Origin of the sequence: Terrabacter sp. Soil810 (assembly GCF_001429645.1) — a bacterium.
Classification (GTDB): Bacteria; Actinomycetota; Actinomycetes; order Actinomycetales; family Dermatophilaceae; genus Terrabacter.
This window is the reverse complement of the sequence record NZ_LMSW01000013.1, coordinates 277,597-292,759: the sequence shown is the minus strand read 5'-3', so window position 1 is coordinate 292,759 and position 15,163 is coordinate 277,597. Positions and strand designations below refer to the sequence as shown.

Sequence of the window (15,163 nt, the reverse complement as noted above, 5' to 3'; positions counted from 1 at the left end):
CGGCCCCCTGGGTGCACGCTACGGCTCCCCGGCCCATCGCCACCGACGAATCGACCGTCAGCGCCGCCACTCGTCAGGCGAGCGGGTCCCGGGTCGCGCGGGTCAGCACCGCCAGGCAGGTGACGCCCACGCCACCCCACAGCGCGAACGAGCCCTCCCACCGCGCGTCCGGCTCGCTCGGGAAGACGTCGACCCAGCGCGAGAGCGGGTTCACGACGGCCAGCGCGATGACCACCGTCAGCATTGCGCCGCCGACGGCGTCCCCGGGCTCGGTCACGTGCCGTCGCCACGCGGCGGCCGCGGCGACGGCCACGAGCACGCAGCCGGTCAGCCACACCATGACCCCGAACCGAGCGCTCAGCCCGCTCCTGACCGCCAGGGCGGCGACCCCCATCGACCCCGCGACGAGCACCGCACCAGCCACGAGGAGTCGGGCTCGGCTGCGCTTCCGCAGGGACGTGGGCGCGGCACCCACTGCCTCGGCCGCCGCCTCGTCGAGGACGTATGCCGTCGCCGCGGCGAGGGCGGCCACGCCCACCACCAGCGCCGTGCCCGCTACGGCGCTGGTGGTCCACGTCGCCGCGACCCCCAGAAGCAGCAGTCCCACTGAGGTCAGGGCCGCCACGGGCCGCCACGGGATGCCCGCGGCCGGCCCGAGGACGCGCGCGTGGATCATCGCGTCACGACCACGCTGTGGCCGTCGGGGTAGGAGCGCACCGGTTGGCTGAGGCCGGTGGCGGAGGCGAGACCATAGGCGATCACCGAGAGCGCGAGCGTCACCGCGCCGATGCGGACGAGCCGCCGCCGGGTCCGACCCTCCGACCGCCACAGCAGTGCGGCGAGAGCCGCGAGGCCGCAGAGAGTGATGACCCAGACGAGGTACCACGCCGGCGACCCGGTCAGGCTGGTGACCGTGACGTAGTCCGCCGAGGCCGACGAGAAGTAGCCCACAGGGGCGAAGAGGCGGACCCAGCGGAACCACTCAGGCGGTGCCCCCTCGGTGGTGCTGAAGGCGCCGAGGACGCCGATCGTCCAGACGACCACCGCCAGCACGAGGACCGCCGACGCCCCACGGAACCGCCACCACCGGCCGGCCGCGATGCCGAGCAGGGTGCCGCCGACGGCCGTCGCGACCGAGTTCTCGACGAGGACCGCCGCGACCGCCGCGTGCGACAAGGGGCCGTACATCCACTCCGGCGCGCTCAACCCCGACGGGCCGATGGCGTAATAGAGGACGAGCCACGCCGAGGCGACGAGCGCAGGGACACCAGCCATCAGACAGAGCGCGGCCGTCCGGGTGGTGACGGAGGTGGGCGACGCCTCGAGCAGCTCACCGGCCCCGTGGAACGATCGCGTCAGGTGGTAGGCGGTGATCATCGAGGCCACGCCCACCGTCAGGGCTACGACGGGCAGGCTGAGCGAGTCGCTGGTGACCTGGTGTGCCTGCTCGTTGAGGGCCATGACCGTGAAGACGACGCCGAGCGCCGTGCCCACGAGGAACATCGGGTGTCGGGCGAAGCGCCACGCCTCGATGCGAGCGAGCGCGGCGAACGGGCTCCGGTAGGCGGCGCGCGGAGCGACCGCGGTCGTCACGGCGAGGGCGTCCTGCGGGGTGCTGGTCATCACGCCACCTCCGCCGAGGTCGTGGCGTCGGCGGAGGCCGGGCTGGTGGCCCCCCGCAGCAGCAGGTAGGCGTCCTCCAGGCTGGGCTCGACGAGCTCGGCGCCGCTCGGCACTGACTCCCCGACGTTGCGATAGCGCCCGGACGCGGTGCGCCACGACGCCTGCGCCGCGGCATCCGGGGCCGCGGCCATCCAGACACGTCCGGCCGCGAGCGACACCAGCTCGGGCACCGTGCCGTCGAAGTGCACGCGGCCGGCGTCGAGCACGACGACCCGGCGGCAGAGTGCGGCGACGTCCTCGGTCTGGTGCGTCGAGATCACCATCGTCGAGGTCGCGGCGATGTCGGCGAGCACGCCCCGCAAGGACGCGCGCTGCTCGGGGTCGAGCCCGGTCGTCGGCTCGTCGAGGACCAGCAGCTCCGGGGTGCCGAGCAGGGCCTGGGCCAGAGCGACCCGGCGCCGCTGACCACCGGAGAGACGACTGATCCGCTTGGTCGCGACGTCGCCGAGGCCGACGAGGTCGAGCACTCGTCTCACCTCCGTGGTGCGAGTGCCACGGTCGGCCCACTCCTTGAGGACTGCCATGTAGTTGACGAAGGCGAAGGCCGAGAACCCGCGCGGGAAGCCGAGCTCCTGCGGCTGATAGCCCAGCCGTCGCCTGACCTCGGTGCGGCCATCCGGCTGGCTCGGGTCGCGACCGAGGAGCCGCACCTCGCCGGCGTCGGGGCGCAGCACCGTCGCCATGACGCGGAGCATCGTCGTCTTGCCGGCGCCGTTCGGACCGAGCAGTCCGGTGATGCCGGGCCCGAGGTCGAGGTCGACGTCATCGAGGGCCGCGAGGGAGCGGTAGCGCTTGGTGACACCGCGCAGGGAGACCGGGGTCGAGCTGGTTGCGGTCATGACGCGATCCTTCCGATCGTGCCGAGTCGCCGGGCTCGAAGGACGAGGACGGGCGGCCCGATGAGGAGCATGAGGACGTAGAGGACGAGGTACTGCGGCGCGAAGACGGCCCAGATCGTGTCGAGGCGGGAGGCCGCGCCGGTGGCGATGACCCACGCGACGGTGATGGCGCTCGCCGGGCGCCACGGCCCGAACCACGTCGACAGGGCGAGCACCGCCGCGGTGAAACCCAGCGCCGGGAGGAGCCACACCCACGCCGCCGACTCGGGGAAGACGAACTGGCCGACGAGGACGACGGGCAGCGCCGCGAGGAGCACGGCGGCGGTCCGGAGCAGGAGCAGGCGTGCGAGCGGGTACGGCGCCGAGCTCTCCTGCTCCAGCGCCGGCCCGCCCTCCGGCCCGAAGGCCGCCGCCACGGCGAGGACCGGCACGAGCGGCGCCACGACGAGGAAGATCAGGACGCTGCCGTTGCGCGCCGCCACCGCCCCACCGACGGCGAAGGCGACGGCGAGGGCGACCGCGCAGATCCACGAGCCGCGGAGCGCCGGCGCCGCGGCGACGAGCATCGCGTCGCCGGGCGGCAGGCCGAGGCGCACGAGGAGCCGCTCCAGCACCGATACGCGCGGCACCTCGATCTCGTCGCGGACGGCGGTCCAGACGGCCGCCAGGTCAGGCAGGTCGGGCGCGTCCGGCGGGTCAGGCGCGTCCGGAACCTCGGACAGGGCTGGTGGCTCAGGCTGCCCGCGACCTGCCACGTCCGAAAGGGGAGTGTCGTCGGGAAGGGAGCCGACGGCATACGCCATCGGGGGCAGCTCGGCCGCGACACCCGCCTGGCACTGCGTGCAGCGCAGGAGGTGCTGCTCGAGCGACATCGACGTGACGGCGTCGGCCTCGCCATGGACCCAGGCGCGCAGGTCGTCCGGCCGCACGTGGCGCGTACTCATGACGACGCTCCTTCCAGCAGGCTGGCCCGCAGGCGCGCCCGTGCGCGGTGGGCCCGCGTCTTGACGGTGTTCTGGGGGATGCCCAGCAGGCGTGCGGCCTCCCGGGTGGTGAGGCCGTCGAGCACGGTCGCCTGCATGACGGCCCGCAGCTCGGGGGAGAGGGTGGCCATCGCCCGACCGAGGTCGCCGTACTCGACGCCGAGGAGCAGCTCGTCCTCGGCGGTCGGCGAGGCAGGGCCGGAGGCGCCCGGGTCGCGCAGGAGCACGACGTCCCGGCGCGACCGGAGACGGCTGACGAGCCGTCGGATCGCGATCCCCCACATCCAGGCGCCGACCTCGCCCGTCCCCTGGTAGCGCCGGGCCCCCTGCCACACGGCGACGAAGGTGTCCTGAAGCACGTCGGCCACGACCTCACGGTCGTTGCAGCGTCGCATCAGCCGGACCGAGAGCCACGGTGCGTGGCGCTCGTAGAGCCTCTCGAGGGCGCCGACGTCCCCGGAGGCCAGCGCCTCGAGGAGGCTCTGGTCGTCGGGAGCGACGAGTGGTGACACATCTCTACTGTCGACCCGGAGGGCCGGATCGGTTCTCGGTATGGCGACGAAGCGCGGTGCGGGGCGTCAGCGGGGAGGCAGGTCGCCGCCCGTCTCGGTGGCGATGACGTGCATGACCGCGTTGATGAGGGCCAGGTGGGTGAACGCCTGCGGGAAGTTGCCGAGGTGGCGGCCCGTGTGGGTGTCGATCTCCTCGGCATACAGCTCGAGCGGCCCGGCGAACGACAGCAGCTTGGCGCACAGCTCGTGCGCCCGCTTGTGCTCGCCGATCTCCGACAATGCCGACACGAGCCAGAACGAGCAGATCGTGAACGTCCCCTCCTCGCCGGAGAAGCCGTCGTCGGTCTCGTCGACGCGGTAGCGGAGCACCAGCCCATCCACGGTCAGCTCGTCCGCGATCGCGAGCACCGTCGCCTTGGTCACCGGGTGGTCCGACGGCAGGAACTGCACGAGCGGCGCCAGCAGCAGCGACGCGTCGAGGGCGTCCGTGCCGTAGTACTGCGTCAGCACGCCCCGCGAGTCGACGCCGTGCTCGAGGATGTCGGCCTTGATCTCCTCGGCCGCCAGCTCCCACTCCGCGGCCTGTGAGTCCTCGCCGATCATCGACGCCAGCTTCGCGCCACGGTCGACCGCGACCCAGCACATGATCTTCGACGACGTGAAGTGCTTGAGCTCGCCGCGCACCTCCCAGATACCGGCGTCGGGCTCGCGCCAGTGCTTGAGCGCCGTCCTCACCTGCTTCCCCAGGATCGGCCAGATGCGTCCGTCGAGGTGGTCGGCGACCTTGGAGTGCAGGTAGACCGAGTCGAGCAGCGCGCCCCAGACGTCGTGCTGCACCTGCGAGTGCGCGGCGTTGCCGATGCGCACGGGCCGCGACCCGGCATACCCCGACAGGTGGTCGAGCTCGAACTCCGGCAGCTCGCGCTCCCCGCCGATGCCGTACATGATCTGCAGGTCCTCGTCACGCTCGGCCATGTCGGCGATGAACGAGAAGAAGTCCACGGCCTCCCAGTCGAACCCGAGCGAGTACATCCCCCACAGCGCGAACGTCGCGTCACGGATCCACGTGTAGCGGTAGTCGTAGTTGCGCTCTCCACCAATGGTCTCCGGCAGCGACGTCGTCGACGCCGCGGCGATCGCGCCGGTCGGCGCGTACGTCAGGCCCTTCAGCGTCAGCGCACTCCGCTGAAGATAGCTGCGCCACGGGTGGTCGGGGAAGCGTCCTCGGGCGAGCCAGTGCTGCCAGTGGTGCGCGGTCCACACGAGCCGCGAGTACGCCTGCCCGAAGTCCGTGGGCGGCGGGTGGGCGCCCCAGGAAAGAGCGATGTAACGGACGTCGCCCTCCCTGAGGAGCGTTCTCGCCGCGGCCTGCCCGCCCTCGAAACCGAGCCGCAGGTCCGTGGTGAGCGTGAGCGTGAGGTCGAACCCCTCGGCCGACGCCTGCCCCTGGTGGTAGCCGCGGTCGGTGTACGTCCACGTCACCGGCCGGCGGCCGTAGTCGAGCACCGGCTCGCACTCCATGACCGTCTGCACCTCGCCCGAGACGCACCGGATCGTCCGCAGGAGCGTGTGCTCGGCGTCGTAGTCCATCGGCGTACGCCGGTGCTTGGGGGAGACGTCGTCGTCGTGCCGCCACGGCCCGATGAGCAGCACGTCGCGGACGATGATCCACCCGGTCGGCGTGCCCCAGCTCGTCTCGAGCACCATCGTGCCCGGCAGGTAGCGCCGCGCCGTCGGCACGCTGACGTCGGACGGCCCGAGCCGGAAGCGCCCCGAGTGCCGACCGAGCACGGCGCCGAAGACGCTCGGTGAGTCGAGGCGCGGCAGGCACATCCAGTCGACGTCGCCGCCCGGCGCCACGAGCGCCGTCACCTCGCCGTCGGAGAGGAACCCGTAGTCCGCGATCGGGACGGCTTTCACATGGCCCGCCGGGCCCGCCGGGCCCGCCGGGCCCGTCGGGGCGTGCGAGGTCGCGACGTCGGCTGCAGCGTCCATGTCCTCAGACTGCTCGAAGGCCGCCGCCATCACAAGACCCGCGTCTACGGATCCGGTGCGATGGTGAGCCGCGGGCGAAGCCGAGGTTCATGCCCGGCGCGGTGGTCCATGACCCCGGTCCACCCGTGCGGAGTCACGACGTAGACGTCGCCGTCGACGGCGCTCGTGAGGTGGTTGCTGTAGCGCCACGCCCCGAACCACCGGTGCTCGGCAATGGTGTCGATGACCCGCCCTTCACGGCACACGACCGTGACCAGCAGGTGGGTGACGGGACTCCGCCCCGGCCTCGCGCCCGCGCCGGTGCTCTCGGGGACCAGCTGGAGCGCGACCTCGCTCAGCCGCGAGCTCGCGTCGTGCGGGTCCCAGAACGATTGCGGCTCAGCCGGATCCGGCACGTAGGCCGCTGCCGTCAGCTCCTGGGTGTCGAGGGTCAGGGCCGCCACGACGACGCTGCCGGAGACGAGCGGGCACACGTCGTCGATGGACCGCAGGACGCGCTCCGGGTCTTCGAGCTCCCACCGCTGACGAGGTCTGGTCATGCCCCGACCGTGCCAGCGACGCGGGGGCCCGTGCTCGCGTTGTCCCCAGCCCCTGGCGCGGCCCGCAGGTGACCCGCTGCCTGTGGACGACGCCAGCCGACCCCGGGCGTGCGGTGCTTGGGTCGATGCCACGACACCAACGCATCCCGACACCAACGCGCGGCGACCGACACGGAGGACTGATGGGCTACAGCACGCACTACCTCGGCCGGCTCGACATCACGCCGGTGCTGCGCGAGCCGGAGATCGAGTGGCTGCGCGCCTACGCCGAGCTCATCGACCCGGGAGCGCACGGCTACGACCTTCCGCCGAACCCTCGGGCCGAGCGGGTGGACCGAGCCCGCCGCTCCCGCACCAGCCCGGTCCAGCCGCCCGAGTCAGGGATCCCGACGCCCTGGGGGATGTGCGACTGGAAGCCCTGCGTCGAGGGGTGCTGCCTGCGCTGGAGCGAGGTCGAGAAGTCCAACAACGCCGTGCCCTGGCTCAAGCACCTCGTCGACCACTTCCTCAGGCCCGGCGGCCTGGCCCGTGGCGCGGGTGCCGACTTCGAGGACTTCACCTTCGACCACGTCGTCAACGGCGTCATCGCGGCGGAGCGTGGGGACACCCGCGAGCTCTACCTGATCCGAGCCGTCGACAACGTCATCACCACCGAGACGCTCGTCGCCGGCGACCCCTGGGATGCTGACCAAGGTGACTACAATGGCTCGTGAGGTGGTCACCATGACTCATGAACAGGTCGGGATCCGCGAGCTGAAGAGCCGACTGAGCGAGTTCGTCGATCGCGCCCGCGCTGGGGAGACGCTCGTCGTCACCGACCGCGGCCGACCGGTGGCCGAGATCCGACCGCTCTCCGGTCGCACGACGCTCGAGGCCCTCGTCGCCGAAGGCCTGGCGACTCCCGCTCGCCCCAAGCGCCCTGCCCCCGAACCCCTCGCCGTCAAGGGTGGGATCAGCGACCTCGTCGCCGACCAGAGCCGGTGATCCTCTACCTCGACACGTCGGCCTTCGTGCCGCTCCTCGTCGCCGAACCCACCTCTGCCCTCTGCCGACGGCTCTGGGACGACGCCGACGACGTCGTCTCCTCCGTGGCCCTGCGCGCCGAGGCCGCCTCCGGACTCTGGGGGGCCCGGCACACCGGCCGCATCACCGCTCGTCAGCACCGCACACTGCTCGCTGCCGTCGCCGACCTGACCGAGAAGATGCACCTCGTGGTCGTCGACGACCGGCTCTCGACGGCCGCGGCCGACCTCGCCTCCACCCACGGCCTACGGGGCTACGACGCCGTCCATGCCGCCACCGCGCTCACCGTCGTGGGGCCGGACGGGCTGGCCGCCTCCGGCGGCACGACGCTCCTCGCCACCTGGCGGGCGGCGCCCATCGCGACCTGCGACATCAACGCCGCGACGTAGGACAGAGGGGCGTATGCCGTCCGCTTCCGCAAGCGCGCTGCAAGAGTCCCGCAACGTCTCCCGAATTCAGACATTTCGCCGTGTTGCCGGGCCTCCACTAGGGGAGTCGTCCACCGACGACACAGACTTCGGCGGTTGGCCCGTTGTGGTACGTGAACCGTCACGGGGCCCGAGCTCGCAACGCGAGGCGGGCCCCATCGTCATCCCACAGCGGGCCTCACGACTCGCTGAGTCACCTGATGACCCAATGCACAGCCCCCGCAACCAGGGTCGGAGGGACGCCCGTCAGGCCAGAGCGATGTCGACGAGCAGCTCGGTGGCCAGCCGCTCCAGGTCGGCGCGCAGCGCCGCGGAGTCGGACCCGCCGGGCACCCGCACGACGACGTGCGCCTCGAAGAGCAGCCCGCCGGCCATCGGCGCCTCACGCGTGCCCGTCGTCATCGTCTCGATCGACAGCTCGTGCCGGCTCAGCACCGACGACACCTCGCGCACGATGCCCGGGCTGTCGTTGCCGAGCAGGTCGAGCGTCAGCCGCTGGGCGTCGGAATCGTCCGCCACCCCGTCAGCCTCGGCGCCCGGATGGGCCGCCACCTCGAGCAGCCCGTCGAGCTCGCGCAGCGCCGCGGTCAGCTCGTCGACACGCTCGGCCGGCACCCCGACGACGACGATGCCGGCGAACTTGCCTGCCAGCTCTGCGAGCTGGCTGTCCTCCCAGTTGCCGTCGTGGGCGGTGACGACGTCCGCTAGGGCGCTGACGAGGCCGGCGCGGTCGTCGCCGATGACGGTGAGCACGAGTCTGGGCACGTCAGCAGCCTACTGACCCGACGGCATACGGCCTCCGGGCCTGCGGATTCTCGCCATTCCTCGTCGCCGCGCCGAACGGCGGTGCTATCAAGGGAGGGTTGCACGGGGACCCTGCCCGCGGGCTGCGCCAACCGTGGCAGCGGGCTCCGATCGGAGGTCGCGATGTCACGCGCCGGTGCCAGTACCACTGCCCGTCCCATCACCCCCTTCCACCGCATCGCCGCCGCGTGTGCGCTTCTCCTGGTGGCAGCCCTGCTCGGCCCCGCCGGCAGCGCCTCGGCAGCACCGAGCACCGGCGAGATGTCGTATGCGTGCGCCCTCAAGAGCAACGGCCTCCTCCGGGCCGTCACCTCTCTGGGCGAGTGCAAGAGCACCGAGACGAAGGTGACCTTCAAGCCCGGCCCGGTGCTCGTCTGCATCCAGCCGTCCGGCTCGACCCGCCTGACCAAGAACGCCCGTGACTGCAAGCCGCCGGCCACCTTCAAGACGCTCCCGCCGCTGGCCGGCACCGTGTACTTCTGTGCGGCCCTGCCCTCGGGCACCCTGCGCTACGTCACAGGTCCCGGCCAGTGCCTCACCGGCGAGGTCCAGGTGCAGGTGACCCCCAACGACGCCGCGCCGAGCGTCACGTCGACGTCGCCGACCACCAACGCGACCCACGTCGGCACGTCCGTCACCCCCGCCTTCACCTTCAGCGAGCCCGTCACCGCGACCGTCGCCTCCTTCGCGCTCGACTGCGACAGCGCGGCGATCCCCTTCAGCATCAGTGGATCCACCACGTCCACCGTCACGCTCCACCCGACCGGATCCCTGCCGCAGGGCGCCGCCTGCTCCGTCACCGCGTATGCCGCGGGCATCAGTGACGTCGACACCCTCGACCCGCCCGACAACCCCGCCGCCGACCGCACCGTCTCGTTCACGACCGACACAGCTCCCTCCCTCGTCTCGTCCAGCCCGGTCGGGGACGCCACCGGGGTCGCGACGTCCACCGACATCGTGCTCACCTTCAGCGAGCCCATCGACGTCGCCGCCGACGCCTTCACGCTCTCCTGCGGCGGCCCGAACCTGGCGTATGCCGTCACCGGCTCGGGCACGTCGACGGTGAGCGTCAACCCCACCGCAAACCTCCCGCAGACCGCGACCTGCTCCTTGACGGCGCCCGCCAGCGCCATCACCGACGTCGACGCCGGCGACCCGCCCGACGCGCTCACGGCCGCCCTCAGCGTCACCTTCGTCACCGTCGACGCGGCGCCCTCGGTCGTCGCGACGACGCCCGTCGACGGCGCGACCAGCGTCTCGACGACCGCCGCGCTCGCGGTCACCTTCTCCGAGCCGGTCACGCTCGCCGCCGGCGCCCTCACCCTCAGCTGCGACAGCGGCCCCGTCACCACGACGCCCGGCACCGCCGACCAGATCACCTACACCTTCACGCCGACCTCGGCCCTCACCGAGGGCGACGCGTGCACGGCCACCGTCGACAAGACCAAGGTCTCCGACGTCGACGCCGTCGACCCGCCCGACCATCCGGCCGCCGACCGCGTCTTCTCCTTCGTCGTCGACACGGCTCCGTTCGTCGTCAGCAGCTCACCGGCCGACGGAGCGACCGATGTGCCTGCAACCGGCGCGCTCACCGTCACGTTCAGCGAGCCGGTCACCGTCGCCCTGGACTCCTTCGGGCTGGCCTGCAACGGCACCCCCGTCGCGTTCACCTTCGGCGGCTCCGGCACCGCGACCGCGACCCTGACCCCAACCGGCGCCCTGCCCGGCGCGGCGTCCTGCACCCTCACCGTCGTGGCGAGCAAGGTCCACGACCTCGACGCCGGCGACCCGCCCGACACGATGGCGGCGAACTACACGGCCGGCTTCACCACCGTCGACACCGCCCCGACCGTCGTCTCGACGTCACCGGCCGACGGCGCCACCAACGTGTCGGCAGGCGCCACCATCACGGTCACCTTCAGCGAGCCGGTCACGGCCGACGCAGGCGCCTTTGCGCTGGCCTGCCCGACGGGCACGACGACCGCCTTCTCGCTGAGCGGGTCGGGCACCGCCGTCTGGACCCTCGACCCGACCGGGCTCCTGCCCACCGCCACCGACTGCACCCTGACGATCACCGGCAGCCAGATCCACGACGTCGACACGGTCGACCCGCCCGACACGATGACAACCAACGTCATCGCCGACTTCACTGTCGCCGCCAACAGTGCGCCGACCGACCTCTCGCTCTCCGCGTCGACCGTCGCCGAGAACCAGCCGTCCGCCACCGCCGTCGGCACGTTCACGAGTACCGACCCCGACCCGGGCGACACCTTCACCTACGCCCGGGTCGCCGGATCCGGAGACACCGACAACGCCTCCTTCGCGATCGTCGGGGACGAGCTGCGCACGGCCGCCTCGTTCGACTTCGAGGCAAAGGCGTCCTACTCGGTCCGCGTCCGCACGACCGACTCGGCCGGGAACTTCTTCGAGAAGACGTTCACCATCACGGTCACCGACGTCAACGAGGCGCCGACCGACATCACCCTGACCAACAGCTCGGTCCCCGAGAACCAGCCCGTCGGCACCCTCGTCGGCACCCTGGGTGCCGTGGACCCCGACGTCGGCCAGACGCATACGTTCTCGGTCGTCACCGTGGCTTCGCTGGGCTGCGGGGGCACGTACGCCGACGGCGCCGGCTTCAGCGTCAGCACCGGGTCGCTCGTCACCGCGGCGTCGCTGAACTTCGAGGTGAAGTCCTCCTACAGCGTCTGCGTGCGCGCCACCGACAGCGGCAGCCCCGTCAAGACGTTCGACAAGGTCCTCACGATCACGGTCACGAACATCAACGAGGCGCCCGTCGTCGGCGGCGACAGCTACTCCGGCGCCATCGGCAACACCCTCGCGGTGCGGGGCGTCACGGCCACCGGCCCGAGCACGGCCCTGACGGGCGACCTGCCCCTCGCCAACGACTCCGACCCCGAGGGTGCCACCCTCTCCGTCGTCGCCGGCACCATCGCGACGACCGGTGGTGGCAGCGCGACGATCAACGCCGACGGCACCTTCAGCTACCTGCCGGGGGTCGGGGACGTCAGCCAGACCGACACCTTCACCTACACCGTGACCGACGGTCTGCTCACCTCCACCGGCACCATCAGCGTCGCCATCGGCGCCGACCGCGTCTGGTGGGTCGACGGTGCGGCAGCCCCGGGTGGCGACGGCCGCTCCACGGCCCCCTTCACGACGCTGACCCCGCTCAACGGGGCCGGCGGCGCGGGCGACCCCGACGGCACGGGCGACTACGTCTTCGTCTACGCCGCCCCGGGGTCGTATGCCGGTGGGCTGGCCCTCGAGGCCAACCAGCGGCTCTACGGGCAGAAGTTCGGTCTCGCGATCGGCGGTACGACCCTCGTGCCCGCCGGTGCCACCGCGCCGACGATCACCAACGCCGCCGGCAACGGCCTGACCCTGGCCAACGGGGTCGAGGTCCAGGGCCTCACGGTCTCCGGCGCCTCCGCCGACGGCATCCACGGCGACGCCGTCACGACCGCGACCATCGGCAGCACCGTCACGGTGAGCGCGAGCACCCAGGACGGCATCGACCTGACCGGCGCGGCCTCGGGCGGCATCTCCGTCGGCGCGACGGTCACCGGAAGCACCGGTCGCTCGGTCGCCGTCAGCAACCGCAGTGGTGGCACGACGACCTTCTCCGGTGCGATCACCGGATCGGGGATCGCCCTGACCTCCAACACCGGAGCGACGGTCACCTTCACCGCCCCGCTGACGATCTCGTCCGGCACGGCCAGCGCCTTCAGCGCCACCGGCGGCGGCACGGTCACGGCCAGCGACCTCACCTCGACCCTGACGAGCACGACCGGCTCGACCCTCGTCGTCGACAGCACGACGATCGGTGCTGCGGGCCTGAGCTTCCGGTCGGTGAGCGCGAACGGCGCGGCGAACGGCATACGGCTCAACGCCACCGGCAGCTCCGGTGGGCTGACGGTCGTCGGCGGGGGCAACACCTCCGTGGGCGGCAACGCGAGCGGCGGCACGATCCAGAACACGACTGGAGCGGGCGTCCTGCTGACGAACACCGCCGGCGTCAGCCTCACCAACCTCACGGTCAGCGGCACCCCGAACGCGCCGGGCATCGACGGGACGGCAGTCGCCGGCTTCTCCTTCACCAACGGCACCGTCTCGGGCAGCGGCACGGCGAAGGCGAGCGGCCTCCACTCGAGCATCGCCTTCAACGACGACGGACCCACGGTCGCCAACGTCACCGGATCACTCACGGTGTCCGGCTCCGTGCTGACCGGCGGCTACGGCGGCGGACTCCACGTCGTCAACCGGAGCGGCGCACTCTCGTCGGTCACCGTCACGAACAACACCGTGCAGAGCCCCGCCGCAGCCGCCGACTCCGTCGGCTCGGGCGTCCTGCTCAACCTCTCCGGCTCCACCACGACGACCGCCACGATCGGCACGGGGTCGGTCACCGGCAACACCATCACGGGCTACCCGAACGGCGGCGGCATCATCCTGCTCGGTGGCAACCCAGAAAGCGCGTCGGCCCCCGTCGCGGACTTCGGCACCAGCGGTGCCCACGTGCTCATCGGCAGCAACCTCGTCGCGGGAGCCAGCAGCGCGAACCCGATGTCGACGCAGTGCATCCAGGTCGCGCTGACCGGTCGCGGCACGAGCTACGTCGACGTCACCGGCAACGGCACGGGTGCCGCACCGCTCGGGCTCAACAAGGGCACGTGCGTCTCCGTCGACGTCGACGGCGCCCACGTCCTGACCAGCGCCATCACGGGCAACGTCGTCAAGCCCCAGGCCCAGCTCGGTGGCGCGTTCGGCATCGCCGGAGGCACGGACCAGAGGCTGCTCGCCGACACCAGCGTCCTCGACAGCGCCGTCCTCAACGCGACGATCAGCAGCAACACGGTCTCGTCCTCCGACCGGTCGGGCATCCGCTTCCTGGCCAACTCGCGCGGGACGCTCAACGCGAAGATCGAGAGCAACACCGTGGCGGCGCCCCTGTCCACCACGGCGGCGAGCGTGCCCGGCATCCGCGTCGACTCCGGGACTGGTTCCAGCGCCGCGATCGACACCACCGTGTGCCTCAAGATCTCGTCGAACACGACGGCCGGCAACACAGCCGTCGGCGCCACCACGCCGGGCATCGGCCTGCGCAAGCAGGGCACCGTGGCAACGACGAACGACTTCGGCGTCGTCGGCCTGAGCCCGAACCCCGCGACGGGTCCGCAGACCGAGGCCTACGTCTCCGGCCTCAACCCCGCGAGCGCCGCGGGCACCTTCGGCACGGGGGGCACGGCCGTCCTCTCGGGCAGCAGCTTCATCCCGTGCACCCTGTCCTTCTAGGAGGAGCCACATGTCCGATCCCTTCATCGGCGAGATCAAGCTCGTCGCCTTCGGCTACCCCCCGAAGGGGTGGGCGCTGTGCAACGGGCAGCTGCTCCCGATCAACCAGAACCAGGCACTCTTCTCCCTCCTCGGGACGATGTACGGCGGCAACGGGACGACCACCTTCGCCCTGCCCGACCTCCGGGGCCGGGTCCCGCTCCACACCGGGCAGGGCCTCACGCAGGGGCAGGTGCTCGGCGAGGCCAGCCACACCCTGATCGTCAGCGAGCTGCCGGCGCACCTGCACCCCGTCACCGCCACGAGCGCCGGCGCCACGACCGAGGCCCCCAGCGTGGACGTGACGCTCGCGACGAGCGCCGGGTCGCCGGCCTACGCACCGGCGCAGAACCTCGTCGCCATGGACGGGGGCGCGTTCACCACCGTCGGCGGCAACCAGCCGCACGAGAACCGGCAGCCCTACCTCGCCATGTTCATGTGCATCGCCCTCGTCGGCATCTTCCCGTCGCGCAACTAGGAGAGACCATGAGCGAGCCCTACATCGGCGAGATCCGCCTGTTCGGCGGCACCTTCGCGCCCGTCGGCTGGCTGGCCTGCAACGGCCAGCTGCTGCCGATCGGCGTGTACGACGCCCTCTTCAACCTCATCGGCACGACCTACGGCGGCGACGGTCAGACGACGTTCGCCGTGCCCGACCTGCGCGGTCGGATTCCGGTGCACGCCGACGGCTCCGGCTACGTCCTCGGCCAGTCGGGAGGCGTCGAGTCGGTCACCCTCACGACCTCGCAGATGCCGGCGCACACCCACCCGGTCATGGGGTCCTCGGCCACCGCGTCCGTCACCTCAGCTACCGGCAACGTCCCGGCCACGACCGCGGGTGTGACCGTCTTCGCCTACGGCACCGACCAGCCGCACACGACGCTGCACCCGTCCACGGTGGCCCCCAGCGGCGGCTTCCAGCCGCACGACAACATGCAGCCCTACCTGTGCATCACCTTCATCATCGCCACCGAGGGCATCTATCCCAGCCAGAACTGAGGT

14 protein-coding genes are annotated in these 15,163 nt (G+C 71.9%); 6 read left to right on the top strand and 8 right to left on the bottom strand.

Annotated features, from left to right (window positions below; all coding sequences use genetic code 11):
• Positions 1-73: 73 nt before the first annotated feature.
• The 7 genes from ASG96_RS18225 to ASG96_RS18195 form a co-directional block, all read right to left on the bottom strand.
• Positions 74-676 (bottom strand): hypothetical protein, encoded by a 603-nt coding sequence (locus ASG96_RS18225; RefSeq protein WP_057588829.1) that lies wholly within the window; start codon positions 674-676, stop codon positions 74-76.
• The gene (locus ASG96_RS18220) at positions 673-1,623 is read right to left on the bottom strand and encodes a hypothetical protein (protein ID WP_057588828.1); all 951 of its coding nucleotides are present in this window, start codon (positions 1,621-1,623) and stop codon (positions 673-675) included. The genes ASG96_RS18225 and ASG96_RS18220 overlap by 4 nt, the downstream gene beginning before the upstream one ends.
• Positions 1,623-2,522 carry an ATP-binding cassette domain-containing protein gene (locus ASG96_RS18215; protein ID WP_057588827.1) on the bottom strand — a complete coding sequence of 300 codons (900 nt, stop codon included), beginning with the start codon at positions 2,520-2,522 and terminating at the stop codon, positions 1,623-1,625. The genes ASG96_RS18220 and ASG96_RS18215 overlap by 1 nt, the downstream gene beginning before the upstream one ends.
• The gene (locus ASG96_RS18210; RefSeq protein WP_157610990.1) at positions 2,519-3,466 is read right to left on the bottom strand and encodes a hypothetical protein; all 948 of its coding nucleotides are present in this window, start codon (positions 3,464-3,466) and stop codon (positions 2,519-2,521) included. The genes ASG96_RS18215 and ASG96_RS18210 overlap by 4 nt, the downstream gene beginning before the upstream one ends.
• Complete coding sequence (locus ASG96_RS18205) at positions 3,463-4,017, bottom strand: RNA polymerase sigma factor (RefSeq protein ID WP_056750683.1); 555 nt, start codon at positions 4,015-4,017, stop codon at positions 3,463-3,465. The genes ASG96_RS18210 and ASG96_RS18205 overlap by 4 nt, the downstream gene beginning before the upstream one ends.
• A gap of 66 nt (positions 4,018-4,083) precedes the next feature.
• The gene (locus tag ASG96_RS18200; RefSeq protein WP_082591880.1) at positions 4,084-6,012 is read right to left on the bottom strand and encodes a glycoside hydrolase family 15 protein; all 1,929 of its coding nucleotides are present in this window, start codon (positions 6,010-6,012) and stop codon (positions 4,084-4,086) included.
• Between the two features lie 44 nt (positions 6,013-6,056).
• Positions 6,057-6,551 (bottom strand): hypothetical protein, encoded by a 495-nt coding sequence (locus ASG96_RS18195; RefSeq protein ID WP_057588824.1) that lies wholly within the window; start codon positions 6,549-6,551, stop codon positions 6,057-6,059.
• 182 nt (positions 6,552-6,733) lie between these two features.
• Here ASG96_RS18195 and ASG96_RS18190 point away from each other — a divergent pair, with 182 nt between their 5' ends.
• The 3 genes from ASG96_RS18190 to ASG96_RS18180 are packed head-to-tail and all read left to right on the top strand — an operon-like array spanning position 6,734 to position 7,963.
• Positions 6,734-7,264 carry a hypothetical protein gene (locus ASG96_RS18190; RefSeq protein WP_057588823.1) on the top strand — a complete coding sequence of 177 codons (531 nt, stop codon included), beginning with the start codon at positions 6,734-6,736 and terminating at the stop codon, positions 7,262-7,264.
• 10 nt (positions 7,265-7,274) lie between these two features.
• The gene (locus ASG96_RS18185; RefSeq protein WP_057588869.1) at positions 7,275-7,535 is read left to right on the top strand and encodes a type II toxin-antitoxin system Phd/YefM family antitoxin; all 261 of its coding nucleotides are present in this window, start codon (positions 7,275-7,277) and stop codon (positions 7,533-7,535) included.
• Positions 7,532-7,963 carry a type II toxin-antitoxin system VapC family toxin gene (locus tag ASG96_RS18180; RefSeq protein WP_057588822.1) on the top strand — a complete coding sequence of 144 codons (432 nt, stop codon included), beginning with the start codon at positions 7,532-7,534 and terminating at the stop codon, positions 7,961-7,963. The genes ASG96_RS18185 and ASG96_RS18180 overlap by 4 nt, the downstream gene beginning before the upstream one ends.
• 285 nt (positions 7,964-8,248) lie before the next feature.
• Here the strand turns inward: ASG96_RS18180 and ASG96_RS18175 are convergent, their stop codons facing one another.
• Positions 8,249-8,767 (bottom strand): glycine cleavage system protein R, encoded by a 519-nt coding sequence (locus tag ASG96_RS18175; protein WP_057588821.1) that lies wholly within the window; start codon positions 8,765-8,767, stop codon positions 8,249-8,251.
• A gap of 243 nt (positions 8,768-9,010) precedes the next feature.
• Between ASG96_RS18175 and ASG96_RS18170 the strand changes: the two genes are divergently transcribed.
• From ASG96_RS18170 to ASG96_RS18160, 3 genes are read left to right on the top strand one after another with little or no spacing between them, the layout of a single operon-like run.
• Entirely contained in the window at positions 9,011-14,122 is a 5,112-nt protein-coding gene (locus tag ASG96_RS18170) for an S-layer family protein (RefSeq protein WP_162262052.1), read from the top strand.
• A gap of 10 nt (positions 14,123-14,132) precedes the next feature.
• Positions 14,133-14,639 (top strand): phage tail protein, encoded by a 507-nt coding sequence (locus ASG96_RS18165; protein ID WP_056750699.1) that lies wholly within the window; start codon positions 14,133-14,135, stop codon positions 14,637-14,639.
• Positions 14,640-14,647: 8 nt separating this feature from the next.
• Positions 14,648-15,160 (top strand): phage tail protein, encoded by a 513-nt coding sequence (locus ASG96_RS18160; protein WP_056750701.1) that lies wholly within the window; start codon positions 14,648-14,650, stop codon positions 15,158-15,160.
• Positions 15,161-15,163 lie beyond the last annotated feature (3 nt).